Origin of the sequence: Cytobacillus sp. FSL H8-0458 (assembly GCF_038002165.1) — a bacterium.
In the GTDB taxonomy this organism is placed as follows: Bacteria; Bacillota; Bacilli; order Bacillales; family Cytobacillaceae; genus Cytobacillus.
In genome coordinates this window covers 3887735-3904645 of record NZ_JBBOBR010000001.1, presented here as the reverse complement: position 1 = coordinate 3904645, position 16911 = coordinate 3887735, and the positions used below count along the sequence as shown (strand labels likewise).

General features: G+C 38.0%; 23 protein-coding genes and 1 pseudogene. 19 read left to right on the top strand and 5 right to left on the bottom strand.

What is annotated here, in order from left to right; all coding sequences use genetic code 11:
• Nucleotides 1-185 precede the first annotated feature (185 nt).
• The 13 genes and pseudogenes from NYE23_RS19500 to NYE23_RS25300 form a co-directional block, all read left to right on the top strand.
• The gene (locus NYE23_RS19500) at nt 186-893 is read left to right on the top strand and encodes a pirin family protein (protein WP_341080142.1); all 708 of its coding nucleotides are present in this window, start codon (nt 186-188) and stop codon (nt 891-893) included.
• 1 nt (nt 894) lies between these two features.
• Entirely contained in the window at nt 895-1164 is a 270-nt protein-coding gene (locus NYE23_RS19495) for a hypothetical protein (RefSeq protein WP_341080141.1), read from the top strand.
• A 33-nt stretch (nt 1165-1197) separates the two neighbouring features.
• The gene (locus NYE23_RS19490; protein WP_341080140.1) at nt 1198-1752 is read left to right on the top strand and encodes an NADPH-dependent FMN reductase; all 555 of its coding nucleotides are present in this window, start codon (nt 1198-1200) and stop codon (nt 1750-1752) included.
• 216 nt (nt 1753-1968) lie between these two features.
• The gene (locus NYE23_RS19485; protein WP_341080139.1) at nt 1969-2397 is read left to right on the top strand and encodes a MarR family winged helix-turn-helix transcriptional regulator; all 429 of its coding nucleotides are present in this window, start codon (nt 1969-1971) and stop codon (nt 2395-2397) included.
• A 60-nt stretch (nt 2398-2457) separates the two neighbouring features.
• Nucleotides 2458-2856, top strand: a complete 399-nt coding sequence (locus tag NYE23_RS19480; protein WP_341080138.1) for a DoxX family protein — start codon at nt 2458-2460, stop codon at nt 2854-2856.
• Between the two features lie 115 nt (nt 2857-2971).
• Nucleotides 2972-3910 carry a ring-cleaving dioxygenase gene (locus tag NYE23_RS19475; protein ID WP_341080137.1) on the top strand — a complete coding sequence of 313 codons (939 nt, stop codon included), beginning with the start codon at nt 2972-2974 and terminating at the stop codon, nt 3908-3910.
• A gap of 23 nt (nt 3911-3933) precedes the next feature.
• The gene (locus NYE23_RS19470; protein WP_341080136.1) at nt 3934-4542 is read left to right on the top strand and encodes a flavin reductase family protein; all 609 of its coding nucleotides are present in this window, start codon (nt 3934-3936) and stop codon (nt 4540-4542) included.
• A gap of 38 nt (nt 4543-4580) precedes the next feature.
• Nucleotides 4581-5528, top strand: coding sequence for a ring-cleaving dioxygenase (locus NYE23_RS19465; RefSeq protein WP_341080130.1), 948 nt, complete (start codon nt 4581-4583; stop codon nt 5526-5528).
• The gene (locus NYE23_RS19460; RefSeq protein ID WP_341080123.1) at nt 5525-6127 is read left to right on the top strand and encodes an alpha/beta hydrolase; all 603 of its coding nucleotides are present in this window, start codon (nt 5525-5527) and stop codon (nt 6125-6127) included. Before NYE23_RS19465 ends, NYE23_RS19460 begins: the two co-directional genes overlap by 4 nt.
• 30 nt (nt 6128-6157) lie before the next feature.
• Nucleotides 6158-6583 carry a DoxX family protein gene (locus NYE23_RS19455; RefSeq protein WP_341080121.1) on the top strand — a complete coding sequence of 142 codons (426 nt, stop codon included), beginning with the start codon at nt 6158-6160 and terminating at the stop codon, nt 6581-6583.
• Between the two features lie 46 nt (nt 6584-6629).
• Entirely contained in the window at nt 6630-7295 is a 666-nt protein-coding gene (gene wrbA, locus NYE23_RS19450; RefSeq protein ID WP_341080120.1) for an NAD(P)H:quinone oxidoreductase, read from the top strand.
• A 114-nt stretch (nt 7296-7409) separates the two neighbouring features.
• Nucleotides 7410-7586: a PAS domain S-box protein gene (locus NYE23_RS19445; RefSeq protein ID WP_341080119.1), complete on the top strand. Its 177-nt coding sequence runs from the start codon at nt 7410-7412 to the stop codon at nt 7584-7586.
• 118 nt (nt 7587-7704) lie between these two features.
• A pseudogene (locus tag NYE23_RS25300) lies at nt 7705-7854 on the top strand (hypothetical protein); the annotation flags it as partial.
• Nucleotides 7855-8178: 324 nt separating this feature from the next.
• Here the strand turns inward: NYE23_RS25300 and NYE23_RS19440 are convergent.
• From NYE23_RS19440 to NYE23_RS19420, 5 genes are all read right to left on the bottom strand, one after another.
• Nucleotides 8179-9069, bottom strand: coding sequence for a manganese catalase family protein (locus NYE23_RS19440; RefSeq protein ID WP_197212924.1), 891 nt, complete (start codon nt 9067-9069; stop codon nt 8179-8181).
• Nucleotides 9070-9093: 24 nt separating this feature from the next.
• Nucleotides 9094-9303, bottom strand: a complete 210-nt coding sequence (locus NYE23_RS19435; protein WP_341080118.1) for a YuzF family protein — start codon at nt 9301-9303, stop codon at nt 9094-9096.
• A gap of 316 nt (nt 9304-9619) precedes the next feature.
• The gene (locus tag NYE23_RS19430; protein ID WP_341080117.1) at nt 9620-10804 is read right to left on the bottom strand and encodes a DUF4317 domain-containing protein; all 1185 of its coding nucleotides are present in this window, start codon (nt 10802-10804) and stop codon (nt 9620-9622) included.
• A gap of 242 nt (nt 10805-11046) precedes the next feature.
• Nucleotides 11047-11331, bottom strand: a complete 285-nt coding sequence (locus tag NYE23_RS19425; protein ID WP_341080116.1) for a YwqI/YxiC family protein — start codon at nt 11329-11331, stop codon at nt 11047-11049.
• A gap of 16 nt (nt 11332-11347) precedes the next feature.
• Nucleotides 11348-11572, bottom strand: a complete 225-nt coding sequence (locus tag NYE23_RS19420) for a hypothetical protein (protein WP_341080115.1) — start codon at nt 11570-11572, stop codon at nt 11348-11350.
• Between NYE23_RS19420 and NYE23_RS19415 the strand changes: the two genes are divergently transcribed.
• The 6 genes from NYE23_RS19415 (at nt 11571) to NYE23_RS19385 (ending at nt 16911) form a co-directional block, all read left to right on the top strand.
• A complete protein-coding gene (locus tag NYE23_RS19415) occupies nt 11571-12269 on the top strand; it encodes a hypothetical protein (RefSeq protein ID WP_341080114.1) in 699 nt (232 codons plus the stop codon). The genes NYE23_RS19420 and NYE23_RS19415 overlap by 2 nt on opposite strands.
• Before the next feature lie 101 nt (nt 12270-12370).
• On the top strand, nt 12371-12658 hold the full coding sequence (locus NYE23_RS19410; RefSeq protein WP_341080113.1) for an SMI1/KNR4 family protein: 288 nt from the start codon (nt 12371-12373) through the stop codon (nt 12656-12658).
• Nucleotides 12659-13461: 803 nt separating this feature from the next.
• Nucleotides 13462-14652 (top strand): M14 family zinc carboxypeptidase, encoded by a 1191-nt coding sequence (locus tag NYE23_RS19400; RefSeq protein ID WP_341080107.1) that lies wholly within the window; start codon nt 13462-13464, stop codon nt 14650-14652.
• A 158-nt stretch (nt 14653-14810) separates the two neighbouring features.
• Nucleotides 14811-15809, top strand: coding sequence for an ABC transporter substrate-binding protein (locus NYE23_RS19395; protein ID WP_335687781.1), 999 nt, complete (start codon nt 14811-14813; stop codon nt 15807-15809).
• A 489-nt stretch (nt 15810-16298) separates the two neighbouring features.
• Nucleotides 16299-16592, top strand: coding sequence for a WXG100 family type VII secretion target (locus tag NYE23_RS19390; RefSeq protein WP_009336200.1), 294 nt, complete (start codon nt 16299-16301; stop codon nt 16590-16592).
• A gap of 79 nt (nt 16593-16671) precedes the next feature.
• On the top strand, nt 16672-16911 hold the full coding sequence (locus NYE23_RS19385) for an EsaB/YukD family protein (protein WP_341080101.1): 240 nt from the start codon (nt 16672-16674) through the stop codon (nt 16909-16911).

Below are 16911 nucleotides of genomic sequence, written 5' to 3'. Positions count from 1 at the left end.
GAAGATTAATTTACTTATAAAGGGGAAATAATAATGTATGGAAAATGGAACCCCCAGAGTAACATCTACTAAAAAGAGATACAGAAATAATTAAATTACGATGTTAATTGCTGCCCTGAAAATTGACAAAATAAGCACTAAAATATATATTTATTCTTAACTCGAGATTTATGAAGGTGAGATATATGATTCAAAAATATCCGGCAACATCACGTTATTCCGTTAAAAATGATTGGTTAGAAAGCAATCTTAGTTTTTCTTTTGGAGAATACTATGATGAATCTAATATCCATTTTGGTCCGCTTCGTGTTTTTAATGATGATACTGTTCAAGCAGGCAAAGGATTTGGTATACATCCGCACAGAGAGGCAGAAATTGTTTCGATTGTATTGCGTGGCCAACTTAAGCATGAAGATAGTTTAGGAAACAGTGGGATTTTACAGTTTGGAAATGTCCAACGTATGACTGCAGGAACAGGTTTACTTCATTCTGAGATGAACCCTTCTACGGAAGAAGAATCGAGTTTTTTACAGCTTTGGTTTAAGTCTAACCAAAAACAATTACCCCCTTCCTATGAGGATATTTCATATGATACAGATTCAATGAAGAATAGGCTGTTACCAATTGTTTCATCAAGGCCTATTAATGGGGCAGCAAAAATAAATAGTGATGCTACATTGTACTTATCCAAATTGGAACCTGGTAAAGAGCTTCTTTTTAACCAAGAACAAGGAAGGAAGATTTATGTCTTTGTGATTGAAGGAGAGCTTGTTTTAAATAGTGATGTTGTGGTTGGAAAAAGAGATAGTGCAAGAATTACAGACCTTAATAAACTCACTATAAACTCTATGGAAGAAACCTTCTTTTTATTGATCGATTTAGGAGGCGTGTAGCATGTTATTGATTCGTCATTCAGTTGGAAGCCGCCTATTTTATCAAACGAATGAATATAATATTCAGTCAATAGGAGATAAATGGGTGATTTCTATAGAAATTACAGAAGATGAGGCAATAAAGATTATCAAGTTTAAAGAGGAATTAAATCTTTTTGACGTGGAGAAAAATCAAAAGACTTGGTATTATTCATCGGACGCAAATATCGAATTTAACAACGAGAATCAAATGATTATTACTGCAGACCATAAAACTGTGTATCCAGTATAGGAAAAATTACGAAAAAGAGAGGGAAAGTTAAAAATGACAAAGATCGGTATCTTGTTAGGTAGTCTTCGAAAAGAATCTTTTTCTAGAAAAATTGCCTCAAATGTTGCAGCCTTATTCCCTGAAGGATATGAAGCGGAATTTGTGGAAATTGGTAAATTGGCTTTATATAACCAGGATTTTGATGATGAGAACAATGTTCCTGAAGAATATATTTCATTCCGTAATAAAATGAAAGAAATTGACGCTGTTTTATTTGTAACTCCTGAATATAACCGTTCCGTGCCAGCTGTATTGAAGAATGCCTTAGACGTAGGATCTCGTCCATATGGAGCAAGTGTATGGAATGGTAAGCCTTCTGCTATCATCAGCCAATCTCCAGGAAATTTGAGTGGATTTGGTGCAAACCACCATTTGCGTCAATCCCTTGTATTCTTAAATATGCCATTAGTCCAACAGCCTGAAGCTTATATTGGTAATGTAGTAGGTTTGTTAGATGAAAAAGGCAAAATTAAAGATGAAAGAACAGTTCAGTTCCTACAAACATTTGTAGATGCATTTGTGGATCTAATTAGAAAACATCAAGCCTAATTTTTTATTTCTATCTTTTGGGGAAGCCGATAATATACTGAACTTCATCGTCTGTGTATTATCGGCTTATTATGTTAATTTGTATTAGATTAACCTATTTTGCTTCAAATAAATAAATTATACTTACCAAAAGTTATTGACATAAATGATATTAAGCATTATTATTATCTCAGGTTCAAGATATATTAATTAAAGATATTTTAGAGAGGTGGTAATATGGAGAATATATGCACAAACCAACCTTTTATGATTCTAATGCAAACTTCTAAGGCTATCCAAGACCAAATAAGGGAAGATATGGCTAAAAACAATTTAACCATTACGGAATTTTCGGTTCTGGAGGTGTTATTCCATAAAGGGAAACAAACGATACAGCAGCTGGCTAATAGTGTCCTTATTTCAAGTGGATCTATGACGTATGTGATAGATAAATTGGAACAGAAAGCTCTGTTACAGAGAAATGCATGTCCTGACGACCGCAGAGTTATACATGTCACGTTGACAGATGATGGAATGGATGTAATGAACAAAATTATGCCGGAACATGAGGCGTTTGTGGAATTTACTTTTGATGCATTAAATAGTAATGAAGCAAAAAACTTAGTTCAACTATTGAAGAAAGTAAGAAAAAGGGTTGAGAATTAATATTTTTTTTGATAAATATCTCGAATTCGAGATAAAATATTTTTAAAGGAGAAGATAGTAATGATGGATTTTGGTTTATTAATAATTCGTATAGTTATTGGAGTTTTATTTATTGGTCACGGTGCTCAAAAATTGTTTGGATGGTTCGGTGGTTATGGACTAAAAGGCACTGGAGGATGGTTTGAATCAATCGGGATGAAACCTGGAGTAGCCTTGGCTCTTTTTGCAGGCTTAGCTGAACTGCTTGGGGGTATCTTATTTACATTAGGGCTCTCTACTCCACTTGCAGCCATTTTTATCGCGGGAACAATGGCAATGGCTATTATTAAAGTGCATGCTCCAAATGGATTATGGGCAACGGCAAATGGATATGAATATAACCTTACATTACTAACAGTTGCCATAGGTGTAGCGTTAATCGGTCCTGGTCAATATGCGTTCGATGCTTTTTTATTCTAATTTATCTCGAATTAAAGAATCTCTAATTTAGGATTGATTTTTTTGAAAAAATAGGGTCAAAATAAGTTATTAAGTTTTCAACAAACGAATTTTATACGAAAAAGGAGTGTTAAAAATGAGTAAAAAGACAATGGGTATTCACCATATTACAGCTATTGTAGGTCATCCGCAGGAAAATGTAGATTTTTATGCTGGAGTTTTGGGTTTGCGTTTAGTAAAACAAACAGTAAATTTTGACGATCCAGGTACGTATCATTTGTATTTTGGCGATGAAGGTGGAAAACCAGGAACAATCATCACTTTCTTTCCTTGGGCAAATGCCTATCAAGGAAAAATTGGAGATGGGCAAGTAGGGGTAACTTCTTATGTTGTGCCTAAAGGTGCTATGGCCTTCTGGGAACAAAGATTAGAAAAGTTTAATATTCCTTTCACTAAAATAGAACGTTTCGGTGAAGAGTATTTGGAATTTGATGATCCACATGGACTTCATTTGGAAATTGTTGAACGAGAAGTAGGAGATCGTAATACTTGGACATTTGGAGGGGTAGACCCGGAAGTAGCTATTAAAGGCTTCGGGGGTGCAACATTATTATCTACTCAGCCAAACAAAACAGCAGAATTGTTAGAAAAGGTAATGGGACTTGAATTGATTGCAAAAGAAGGGGACTTTATTCGTTTCCGTTCAACAGCTGAAATCGGAAATATCATTGACCTAAAATCCACTCCTATGGGTAGAGGGCAGATGGGTGTGGGAACAGTGCATCACATTGCTTGGAGAGCGATTGATGATCAAGATCAATTAGATTGGCAAAAGTATGTGGCCGAGAATGGATATGGTGTGACACCAGTTCAAGATAGAAATTATTTTAATGCGATTTACTTTAGAGAACATGGGGAAATTCTTTTTGAAATTGCAACGGACCCTCCAGGTTTTGCACATGATGAATCACAAGAGACAATGGGAGAAAAATTAATGTTACCAGATCAGTATGAACAATATAGAGGGCAAATTGAACGACAATTGCTACCTTTTAAAGTTAGAGAGTTGGACTAATTTTATATAAAGGAATGATTTCTTTGCTTTCGATTGATCCAAATCAAAATACCGAAAGAGAAAACTATAAGTTTTTAATAGGAAGTATAATTCCTAGACCGATTGCTTTTGTTACAACGAAATCAAAGGATGGCATCTTAAACGGTGCCCCTTTTAGTTACTTTAATATCGTATCCTCCCATCCTCCAATGATTTCCTTATCGATACAACGATCAATGGGGAAACAGAAGGATACAGCCAGAAATATCACCGAATCAAAAGAATTCGTTGTTCATATTGTTGATGATCAAAATGTTGAAAAAGTGAATCTAACTGCTGCAAGTCTTCCACCTGATGAGAGTGAAATTGAAATAGCAAAATTAACTCCTGTTGAAAGTGTAAAGGTATCAGTGCCAGGTGTAAAAGAAGCCAAAATTCGAATGGAGTGTGTATTGGAACAATCTTTAGAATTGGGTGGTGTTGATTCTCCAGGGTGTGATTTTATCATAGCGAAAGTGGTTCAATTTCACATTGAAAGTAATATTTACGAAAACGGAAGAATCGATCCGAAGGGACTCGCAGCTGTTAGTCGGTTAGCAGGGACGAACTATGCCAAAATTGGTGAGATGTTTTCCATAGAAAGACCCAAATAATCTAACATTCATCCAGTTTGGAAATGGAGAGGATTATATTGCAAAAAACGGCAGGTATTCATCATATAACGGCGATGGTAAATGATGCCCAAAGAAATATTGATTTTTATGCAGGGGTACTAGGGTTAAGGCTTGTAAAAAAAACCATCAATTTTGATCGCACTGAAGTATATCATCTTTATTTTGGGAACTATACAGGTCAACCAGGAACAGTTATTACATTTTTCCCTTGGGCTAAACAACTAAAGGGGCGTATTGGTATGGGACAGGTTGGTACAACTAGTTACATGATTCCAATGGGGTCGATGGAATTTTGGAAAAATAGATTGGATCGATTTGGAATAGAATATAGCTCATCTGTGCGGTTTGGAGAAAGGTATCTGACATTAAATGATCCAGATGGTCTCCAATTAGAATTGATAGAGAGAGGAGATGGACCAGTTAATCACTGGACCTTTGGGGAGATTCAATCAGAGAATGCAATAAAAGGATTTGCTGGAGCAACTTTAATTTCAGCTCAACCAAATAAAACGGCTGAAGTTCTTGAAAATGTGTTGGGACTCGAATGTGTTGGAGATGAAGAAGGATTTCTAAGATTTACATCGGAAGCACTACTAGGAAACACAATTGATATAAAGTTAACCCCTTCTGTACGAGGGTTAATGGGTGCTGGAACCGTTCATCATATTGCTTGGAGAGCAAAGGATGATGAGGAACTTCTAAGATGGCGGTTGCTACTGATAGATAAGGGTCTTTATCCAACAGAAGTTCGGGATCGAAATTATTTCAAAGCAATTTATTTCCATGAAGAAGGGGGAATCCTCTTTGAAATCGCAACAGATCCACCAGGATTTACAGTTGATGAGCCAATCAACGACCTTGGTGAAAAACTAATGTTACCTTCTTGGTTAGAGTCAAAAAGAGAAGAATTAGAAACAAGTTTACCGAATGTAGAAGCTCGTGTTCTGGAGGGAGATCAATCATGAAACACATTTTTAATAAGGGGAAAGATTTAACAAAGCCAACCTTGCTACTGCTTCATGGAACTGGAGGGAATGAATTAGATTTATTGCCTTTAGCAGGAAGAATCGATGATGAAGCTTCTGTATTAAGTGTTCGTGGAAACGTACTAGAAAATGGAATGCCAAGATTTTTTAGAAGATTGGCTGAAGGAGTCTTTGATGAAGAGGATTTAATATTCCGAACACAAGAATTAAACGAGTTTCTTGACGAAGCAGCAGTAAAATATGAATTTGATCGAGATAATATAATCGCTGTTGGTTACTCCAATGGAGCAAATATTGCAGCAAGTCTATTATTCCATTATCAAGATGCTTTAAGAGGTGCTATTCTTCATCATCCAATGGTACCTAGAAAAGGTATTGAACTACCAGATTTAACAGGTAAATCTGTATTTATTGCGGCAGGAACAAATGATCCTATCTGTTCACCGATGGAATCTGTGGAGTTAAAAACACTATTGGAAAGCGCCAACGCAAAGGTGGAACTTCATTGGGAAAATAGAGGTCATCAATTAACAATAGAAGAAGTAGAAGCTGCCACGCAATGGTACCGAAAGTTATAATCCAAAATAAGTATTACGGGGGAAAAGAAAGTGTTATTAAAAAATGAAATTGGAGCACTTATATTACGAATTACACTAGGGACGATATTTTTTATACATGGGTTAGTAAAGTTCCAAGGCGGAATTGAAAATATTGTCGGTTGGTTTGAAAGTATTGGCTTACCAGGTTTTATGGCATACGGTGTAGCATTGTTTGAAATGTTAGGTGGAATCGCACTAATCATTGGATTGGCCACAAGGCTTGTTTCCGTATTGATTGCTCTTTTAATGATTGGAGCGACAATAAAAGTAAAACTTTCAGTTGGATTATTAGGGAATGGTCAAATGGCAGGATATGAATTAGATTTTGCATTTTTAGCAATTGCTGTTTATCTTGCAATCAATGGAAGCAAGGTATTATCAGTTAGTCGGTTGATTTTTCGAGAGGAATCACATGGGCTAAAACGAGTAGCTTAGGATGTATGCAAATATTTAAGGAAAGAAATAATAGGAGGTGAATATTATGGGCTTTCTATCCAAAATTTTTGGAAAATTAAATAATAAGGAGGAACAAAAAATGTCAAATGTAAAATTAGCAGTTATTTATTACAGTATGGGTGGAACAAACTATCAATTATCTAGATGGGCTGAAGAGGGGGCAAAAGAAGCCGGTGCTGAAGTAAGAGTTTTAAAAGTGCCAGAACTAGCCCCGCAATCAGCTATAGAAGGAAACCCTATTTGGAAGGCAACAGTTGAAAAGACAAAAGATGTTCCAGAAGTGAAATTAGATGATCTGGAATGGGCAGATGCTATTATCTTCAGTGTTCCAACTCGTTTTGGTAATATGCCATCTCAAATGAAACAATTCCTAGATACAACAGGTGGGTTATGGTTTAACGGAAAGTTAGTTAATAAAGTAGTAAGTGCGATGACTTCTGCTCAGAATCCACATGGTGGACAAGAAGCAACAATATTATCACTATATACAACAATGTATCATTGGGGAGCAATTGTGGCAGCTCCAGGATATACCGACCCTGTAACATTTGGTGCGGGTGGTAACCCTTATGGAACAAGTGTAACTGTTGGTCAAGACGGAAAAATGATTGAAGATGTAGAAGCGGCAGTTAAACATCAAGCAAAACGTACTGTTACAGTTGCAGAGTGGGTTAAAAAAGCAAATCAATAAGATTATAAAAGAGCGTATCAAAGCAATTTGGTCGCTCTTCTTTCATGACTTCAATGGTTAATGAGCGATTAATAAAATAATAAATACAAGGATGATAGGAAACGTGGGAATAGAATGAATAATTATATGAAGGAAATTTCAAATATTGGTTATGAGGCTTTTGAACTTGTTTGGGAAAATACCATTGATGCTATCTTTATCTTAGGACAAGATGGGTCCATTATTCATGCTAATCCAACATTTACTGAAATACTTGGTTGGCATCAAAATGGACTTGTCTTACATAACTGAGATCCTGCGGGCAGATGGATATGTTGGCTGCCTTGTGCTGACTTTGATTGATTTTGAATTATATTTAGGCAGGACGCTGCTTGCCTTTATTTCATAATGTTGGTTCCTGACCCCAGCTGGTACCGTTAACCCAACTAAAGTAACTCGTTCAGCTCTTCAAAACGCTGGATCTGTTGCCGTTATGTTCTTAGCTGCTGAAGCAGTAGTTGCTGATAAGCCGGAAGAAAATGCTGGCCCTGCAATGCCTGATATGGGCGGCAGGATGTAATAACGCTCTCGAACCCTTGATATAAGTGGGTTTTAGAGTAAGATGAGAGTGAAATGCTAACATGGAGGTAAATTAATAGAGGCTTTTCATGAGTTCAGCGAACTTTTGAGAGGCTTCTTTCTTCATTTCTTGGGTTACATGGAGATACACATTTTTTGTAACATGATCGTCAAGAGTGCGAGTTTTAGAAGGGAGTAACTGTAAAAACTCAAAAAAACCAGATTCTCAACTTCAGAATTTGGTCTTTTTGTGAAAATAGCAATCAGTGGCTGTTATTGCCGTTCGTTAAACATATTCAAATTTTATGTTCCTGCAAAATATCCATTATAAATTTTCCATAAGACGTTTTTTGATTATTTCATAATCGTCCCTAGTAATACCAGGAGCAAACTCTTCGGGTAATTCTTCTAAATCTGGAATTGGTCCGCCTTCAGGAGTACCAATTTTCACTTCAAGCGGTTGCCCATTTTCCGGATTTGTTCCTTTCCAAATCATTCCGATATCCCTGTATTCTGTTTCACTCCATGTGTATAGCACATTGCTTAGGCCTTTTTCTATGAATGGTCTGGAATAATCAAATTTTGAGTTATCGAGATTTGGAACTGGAAGCATTTTTGTCAAATCTACCCCTGTAGCAATTTCGATTGCTTTCGCATAGGCGAGGATATGTGTTCCTCCACGTACAAGTAAATACCCAATCATAGTTCTTGCAACGGGGTTATCAGTCATCTCATACACTCTCATCTTATGTGTACGTGCACCAACCTCTAGAAAAAAGTTATGTGTTAAATCTAAAACCAGATTACCACTATTAAAAACATTATCACCAGTCCACGGTCTTCCCATTGAATCACCTGGTATAGAGGTTTGAGCTGTAGAAATAAAATGGTGGGTGTTTCTTGCATCCTTCCCATTTTGAAGTGGAGTAATATCCGGATCCCCTGGGAATGTATTACCTACCGATAACAAATTAATTGTATTAGAAACGAGTTCTACATGACCAAATTCTTCCGCTGTAATGCTTGCCACTAACTCATAGAATGGCTTTAGCTTTTTCTTATTTCTGAAGTTAAAAGACTGAAACATATAATTATTTAAGGTTGACATCTCCCCAAACTTGCCACCCAGGAGCTCTTGTACTGCTGCTGCAGCATTCATATCGCCGTGAGCGGGTATAGGAAGTTCAATTGCCAATTTATTTATTCTTTTAAACATTATCTCCCCTCCAATTCTTTTTTGTTAACCAGGAAAAATCCAAATAATCTGCTGGGTACGAATAAAAAAGGGAGTTCCGTTAGATTCTACAACAATGTGATCTGGAAAAACATTTTTCAAGGAGCCACGAACGCTTCCCCTCATGGTTTGAACGGTAACTATATTACCAACAATTGTTGTTAATGTCTGATAAACATAGGGGTCATAGAAGCTTAACATGTTGTTGTTTGCCATTTAAATCCTCCTATTTTAAAGTCATTCTTATTGAGTATATGTTTCTCGAAATAAAAAAAGACTGACAAACAACTGTATGACTATTCCTGTTTAATACAGAAGAAGCACTTGTTGGCAATACGAAAAATGGTGTTTTTATAAAAAATGTTATTATTCGATGAAACCGTAATATACAACACTTTTAGCAAACGTCAACAAAAAAGGAATTCCTGATTCGGAATTCCTCTTTTATAGGAAAGATAGACAAACCATCATTTTATTATTCTTTGCTTCTTTCGGAAGAAAGCAAGAGAACCAGGACACTTTCTCTGCCCCTTTATTCTTTATCCTGACCCCCGCCAAAAGCTTCCGGAATCATCGTGAAGCCTTCAATCACGGTATCTTCTTCCACTTCGATCATCAGGTAACGCTTGCCGTCAAAATGGACTTGTTTTACATATCTCAAATCCTGCGGGCAGATGGATATGTTGGCTGCCTTTGTGCTGATTTTGATTGATTTTGAATTATACTTAGGCAGGACGCTGCTTGCCTTTATTTCATATTTGTCATCATCAATGATCTTTTGATAAGCGGATTGGACCTTTTCAGAATCAATGTCTTCGATACCGCTCACCTTTAAGACATGTTCTACGTCTTTGTAATCCAGCTTAGGCGGTTCATCCTCTTCGTTTTCCACGATCATCCGGTTTATCTCTTCATATACGCTGGAAAGTGTTGAGGTGCTAAGCTGATCTCCTGTTACGTCTTTAATAATTTCTTCAAAAACGATTTTATCATCCTGCGCCGTCATTGTTTCTTCCCCGTTTAAAACGTCCTCAATGAACTGGTGGTCAGGCTCATGGACCTTGCCCGCTGAATACAGGACATGATTGACATCAGCCGCGTGATCAGTGAAGCAAGGGAATAGGAACCCTGAAATGGGAGCCTTGAGATTGATAATCGGATCAACGGTAAAATGATATTTAAATTCCCTTTCGACATAGTCAAAAAGCAGTTCTTTCTTCGGTTCCTGCGTGTTATTGATGCTGCAGAGAATAAAGGGATGAGAATAAACAGCATCCCGTTCACTTTCCTCGGCCTCTGGATTGCGGCGCTTCATGGGCTTAAGATACTCTCCGCGAATGAACGTAACGACAATATCCTTTTCATATTGCCGAATTCCCAGCATTTTGCCGACAATTTGAAGCATTTGTTCCGTCCATCCTTCAGCATCATTAGTCAACAATCCTTGATGAAGGATGAGCTGACTGCTGTTTTCCGCATCTCTCTGAAACTTTAACTCAAAGAGCTTTTCATCCAATTGGCCGCCAAGCATCTTTTTGAAGTTGTCCATAAACAGCTCCTGCTGATCCTGATCCAGCATTTCAAAAGGCTGGCTTTCATAATGATATATCTCGCTTGATTCCTTCATAATGTAGACGTTAAATATATCTGAGATCTTTAGTAAGTCATTGTTTAATTTAAATTGTTTCCGAATCTGTGCAATGTCTTTTTTGTTCACGGTTAAAATCCACTCCTAAGCTGCCCAATATGCATATTTACTAGAATAACAAAATACATCAGCTCTATAAATTATTATTTATTTTCGTTTTTTATAAGTGGTTTATTAATGGAAACTTGAAAGAGGGGAGGTGACTGCGAAATCCTGGTATTCTGCCAGCATTGAAGGTATAAAAAGAGGCTTCCCATAAGCTGGCCAAAACTTGTCGGAAGCCTGTGAAAAAGGGTTGTTTGCTAAGGGGATTATTTTTTAACCGCATGTATACCCCTGGAAAGCAGCCGATCCGATTCATCTAAGAATTGTACGGATAGCCGCGTTGTTTCTTCATTTTTGAGCAATATAGATTTATAGGCTTCTGTCCCCTGTTGAAGCTGCCTATTTAAAGCGTTCAGCTTATTGATGAAATCAAGGACATTATTCTCCCCAATAGTGGATAGAAGGGTTGGCTGAAGCCCGTTAGCGGAGGATTGAAGTTTAGAAAGTGCCAGTTCTATATCGCTTATCCTTAGCTTAATCTCAGTATCCATTCTCAGTACCTCCTCATTATTTCTTCCACCTCTCTGCTGCAAGCTGTGCTTCCGGGGAAGCGATTGTTTGTTTGATATAATCGATTTCCTGCTGGATCTGCTGCAGCTTCCGGCTTATGGCTGAAAACACATCATGAAACTGATTTGACTCAATGTCAGTGTAACTCGTAAGCATTTGTTCAAACCGGATATCCTCAAATTCATCTGCCAGTTTTCCCTGCTTGAGCGGCCGGGAGATCATGACTGTCGATGTTATAGATGAGTATGGCATTGGCAGCGAAAATCAGGGCGGAAAGTTTCATCTATACGAGGACGGCCGGATTGTCAGAGAATTCTATGGAGAAAAAGGAAAATCCTGCGAATTCGTCGACTCCATTCCAGAAGACCGAGTGGGAGGAGTGCGGGAATTGGACTCCATATCTGACGGAACCCCGCTTGAAATACTCGAATACCTGTCGCTCGCGGCTGTTGTCCGAAAACAAGGTACCAAGGTCATACGGAAAAGCATCAAAAAGGCCGACTTTGATGCGCTTGTCAGGATATTGAAAGAGGAAAAGGGTAATGTGGTCTTGCCGGGGAAGAAGGCTGGTAAGAGTACGGGTGAACTTAATAAGGATTTAGCAAAAGCTTATTTGAGGGATATAGAGGCTAAAACTGGACGAAAGGTTAATAAAGAGCAGATTCATCTAATAAAAGAAGACTTGAGAAACAAAAACTATGAAAAATTGACACCAAAAGAGACAGCTAAGCATAGAAGCAAATTTACATCGAGCTTGAAAGATAAATTGATTGCAGAATGGGAAGAAAAAACCAATCAAAAGTGGCCAAGATATACAGAAGAAGTGCTTGATAAGAATGGAGAGGTTGCTCGGAGTATTGGTCAACCGTATGATGCCCATCATATCATAGAGAACAATTTTGGCGGCCCTCATGAGTAGTGGAATATTCATCCCGCAAAATATCCTAATGAACACTAAGCAGGGATACATGGAAAGGGAGCTCCATCGGGTAAACTATTTCCAAGGAGGTAAAATAGCATATGGCTGATTTTGAATTTATAAATGAACTAGAAAATAAACTTTATAAGGTACCTAATGATGATATATTAAAAGCTGAACAAAGAATGGGCATCAGCCTTCCAAGTGATTTAAAACAGTTATATTTAGAAGTTGGTTATGGTTTTATTGAAGGTCTAAGTGCTAATTCAATTAATAGAATATTGGGACCAGGGGCTGTAGCAGATATTAGATTAAGAGAAGGTGTTTTTGAATTTGATCCAGATTTAGATGAACTTTTTGATGATGAAGATAAACTTATTTTTTTTTGAAGTAAACGAGGGTGTTTATATTTCAATAGATTTACAATTAGCTAATAATCCAATATTTTATTTCGATACTCAAATAGCTGAATCGTTAGAGGATTTTTTTAAAAAGTTTCTCAATAATAATGAATATTTTATAGAATTAATTGAGGATTAGGCTTAATTGGTATAAAAAAATAATTGACCTTGATTGGCTATGCCTTTCAAGGTTTTTCGTTTAATATGTCCCCAACATTCCCTCTCCAAATGTAGTGAATTTGCCCAAGCCAAACCCATTTCCACGCATATACAATAATGTAGGCATATACAGAGGAAATGGAGGTATAAATGAATGTACCCTTACAGAGGCCCTATTCAGCCGCAGGATCAGCGGTTTTTTGGATTCTTTGGTCTGCCTTTTTTAGGCGGGTTAGCAGGAGGTTTATTGGGCACGGCCTTATTTTACCCGCGTCCATATTATGGGTATCCGCCACCGCCGCCTTATTATTACCCGCAGCCTTGCTGTGGACCAGGATTTGGATATCCTTATTAATAGCTATCAGGGGGAGCTCTTTAAGAAATGCTTCCCTTTTTTGATGCTGATCTTTTCCAATCGGGCAAGAAAAACGAAGATGAATCAGATTCATAATGTGATGAAGAATGAATGTATGTGCCCGTTTGTATATGATGAAAGTCTTATCAAATAAGGATAATGTAGGATATTTATTATTCAGAATATTAATTCTTTTAGCAGATTTACATCCTCTTGCTTAAAAGGCATGATAGAAATAATTCGGATATCGAATTAAAAAAACAGGGGAGGCTAAAAAATGAAGAAAAAATCATTATGGAAAGTACTTAGTTCAGCAGCATTGGCAGCATCAATACTCGTACCTCAAGTTAGTTTTGCTGAGGGAGCAAAGCCTGTGACAGAGGAAAATATATCTATTAGCGGCTTTGTAGATTATGAAGAATTGAAGAAAAAGCTGAGCCAGCTTGAAAAGTCATCGAATGGCCTGGTTCAGGTTGAGTCTGCAGGTAAAACAAATCAGGGAAGAGATATCTTTACAGCAAGAGTGGGCCATGGGGATAAAGTAGTCCTGGTACAGAGTGAAATTCATGGGAATGAAAAAACCGGTACTGTCGCACTGCTGAATATTCTCCAATATTTAGGTTCAAGTCAATCAGCAGATGCGAAAAGGATTAGGGAAGAACTGACGATTGTAGCGATTCCAATGATGAATGCAGATGGTTCCGAATTGGACAGGCGTGGTAATGTGATGACCTGGGAAGAAGTTCAGGAGCAGTTCCCTCAATTACATAATGCACTGCCAACCTGGAATTATTACACACGCACCCTGCAGGGGGATGACTATGCAGCAGCTCCAGGCTTTGATGTAAACCGTGACTTTAACCCTGACTTGAACTATGTTCCGAAAGCTGAGGACTTCCCGGGCAATTCAAGCACTCCAGGCTGGTATATTACGCCTGAATCCCAAACCGTCCGGGATGTATATAAAGGTCTGCAAGAGGAGTTTGGGAATGTAGAAGTCTTTTTAGACCTTCATCACCAAAATTTCTATAAGATCGAAGGAACGGATGAAGACGTTACAATGTCCATCTCAGCAGATTTTATTCCGGATCCAAATTCACCAGAGGGATCAAAATATAATCAATATGCGGAGAATTACCGCTTTGATTTCTCCCGGCAGTTAAATGTGGCACTATATGATGCACTTCAGGAAAAAGGCAATTCAGTGTTCACCAATATTTCTTTATATGACCAGGATTTAGACTTGCCTGGAACTGCATTGGGTTCCTTTGCCTTGAACGGAAGCGGGGTAGTCCTGTTTGAGGTAAAAGGGCAGACACAGAACTATGGCCAAAAGATGAAAGGCCAGCTGGTTAAGACTGTAGAAACTGGTGTTATGGGAATCATTAATGGTGTTGCGGATGGCAGTGTTTATGATTTGAATCCGGAAGAATATAATGAAATCCCTAATAGGGTGTCAATTCGATAATAGAGCAGCAGAGGCTGGTTCCAAATGGAGCCAGCCTTGTTTTTTTCATTGATTTCAATTTATCAGACAAAAAGTGGATTAGCTATTGTTACTAGCATATTAAACATGTTAATATCAAAATATTATAAAAATTATAAAAATATCGGGGGTAATTTTTAATGAAAAAGATGTTGGCCATCCTGGCAAGCAGTGCCTTGCTGATGCTTGCTGCCTGCGGTTCAGGAAATGAGGAAACCAGCGGGGAAGCTTCTGAAAAGAAAACGGTTAAAATCGGCATCACGCAAATTGTCGAGCATCCATCACTGGATTCTGCGAGAGAAGGGTTTATTGCCGCACTGAAAGATGCGGGCTATGAAGAAGGAAAAAATCTTAAAATTGACTTCCAGAACGCCCAGGGGGATATGAACAATAATATGTCCATCGCCCAGAACCTGGTCGCGGACAAGAATGATTTGATCCTCACCATCGCTACCGCCAGTGCCCAATCGGTTGTGCAATCCACAAAGGATATTCCGATCCTGTTTACAGCCATCACCGATCCTGTTGGAGCTGAGCTTGTGGAAAGCATGGAAAAGCCGGGCGGGAATGCCACGGGTACATCTGATACACATCCGGATGCCATCAAAAATACAATTGACTCTATCAAAACATTTGTACCTGATGCTAAGAAGGTCGGCATCATATACAATGACGGGGAACCAAACTCAGTAGTAAATGTTAAGCATGCAAAAGAAGCTATCGAGGCGGCGGGCCTGGAAGCGGTTGAAACGACTATCTCAACAAGCTCCGAGGTGAAGCAGGCTGCTGAATCCTTAGTGGGGCGTGCTGATGTGTTTTACATCCCTAAGGACAATACTGTGGTTTCTGCCCTTGAATCTGTGCTGAACGTCGCCAATGAAAAAGACATTCCAGCTTTTGTTGGGGAAAGTGATTCGGTTAAACGGGGCGGCTTTGCCTCCTACGGTTTTGAATATCATGATTTGGGATACTCCACAGGCCAAATGGCTGTTGAAATCCTTGAAGGCAAAAAGCCGAGTGAGATTCCTGTCGGCTACCCGGAAAGCCTTGAGCTGGTGATTAACAAAAAAGCAGCAGAGGAGCAGGGGATTACTCTGACAGAGGAAATGCTGAAGGATGCTAAGGTGGTTGGGGAATAAATAGGCTGCCAAAAGATACAGCGATTCAGCTGTATCTTTTTTTGCTTAATGAACCCCGAAATTTATCTTGGAAAATGATTCAAAAGTACCACATAAACTGAAAGGCTGATTTTAGGAAAAAAAAGGGTACATTAAAGTTTAATTTAAATCTAAATGACAGGGTAGTTTTACCTACTAAATACAATTGGGGGTTTGTGGATTAATAGGAATAAAACCACAGACATAATTCGACACGGATGCATAAGCGATTTGACGAGTTTTGACTGTCATGATAGTAATAAATAGGTATAAAAATTGTATTTATAGATTTGATGAATAACAATAAATAGAAAAAGTTTATGAAAAAAATACCATTTAATGTTTAAGTGTCTTTAAAGTGGGTATTAGTGGGTATAAATAACTGTTTTGTTATTTTTTGCAAGTAAGTAATTGACCTTTCGATTGTGTATTTTTACAATAATAGTAACCTATTGAAAAGGAGAGATTTGAATGTCAGGAGTTATTCGCGTTACACCAGCAGAATTAGTAGGCATGTCTAACCGTTATAATGGAGAAAGCAGCCAGGTTGGGGATCAGATTGTCCGTTTGGATAATATGATTCGTGAACTGGAAGGTGCATGGGAAGGGGAAGCAAGCAGAGCGTTTGCTGAACAATACCAATCTTTAAGACCTTCATTTGTTCAAATGCAGCAATTATTAGAGGATATTTCTGTTCAGCTTAATAATACTGCAAGAGCTCTTGAAGATGCTGATAACCAGATCGCTGGCCAAATCCGCGGTTAATTTGATCTGAATCAATAAGTGGAGAAGGAGCGCTGCATTCACTAGATGAAAAGCGCTCTTTTTTTATGAGGTGTTGAATATGTACATAGAATTAACAATTGACCTAAAACATTATGAAGTTGAACCTTTTGATCTCCGTCTATCTAACTATCATTCTGTTAAAAAAGTAGTTGATATTGTTTGGCAAGCTAAGTCTATTTCTCAGCCGCCCCGGGAAGGATATTGGGTCAGAATTCCCAACAAGCAAATGATTCTGTCAGGAAACGATAAGCTGGCAGAAAAGGGGATTACCACTGGGGACCGTTTCGAAATTTTATAA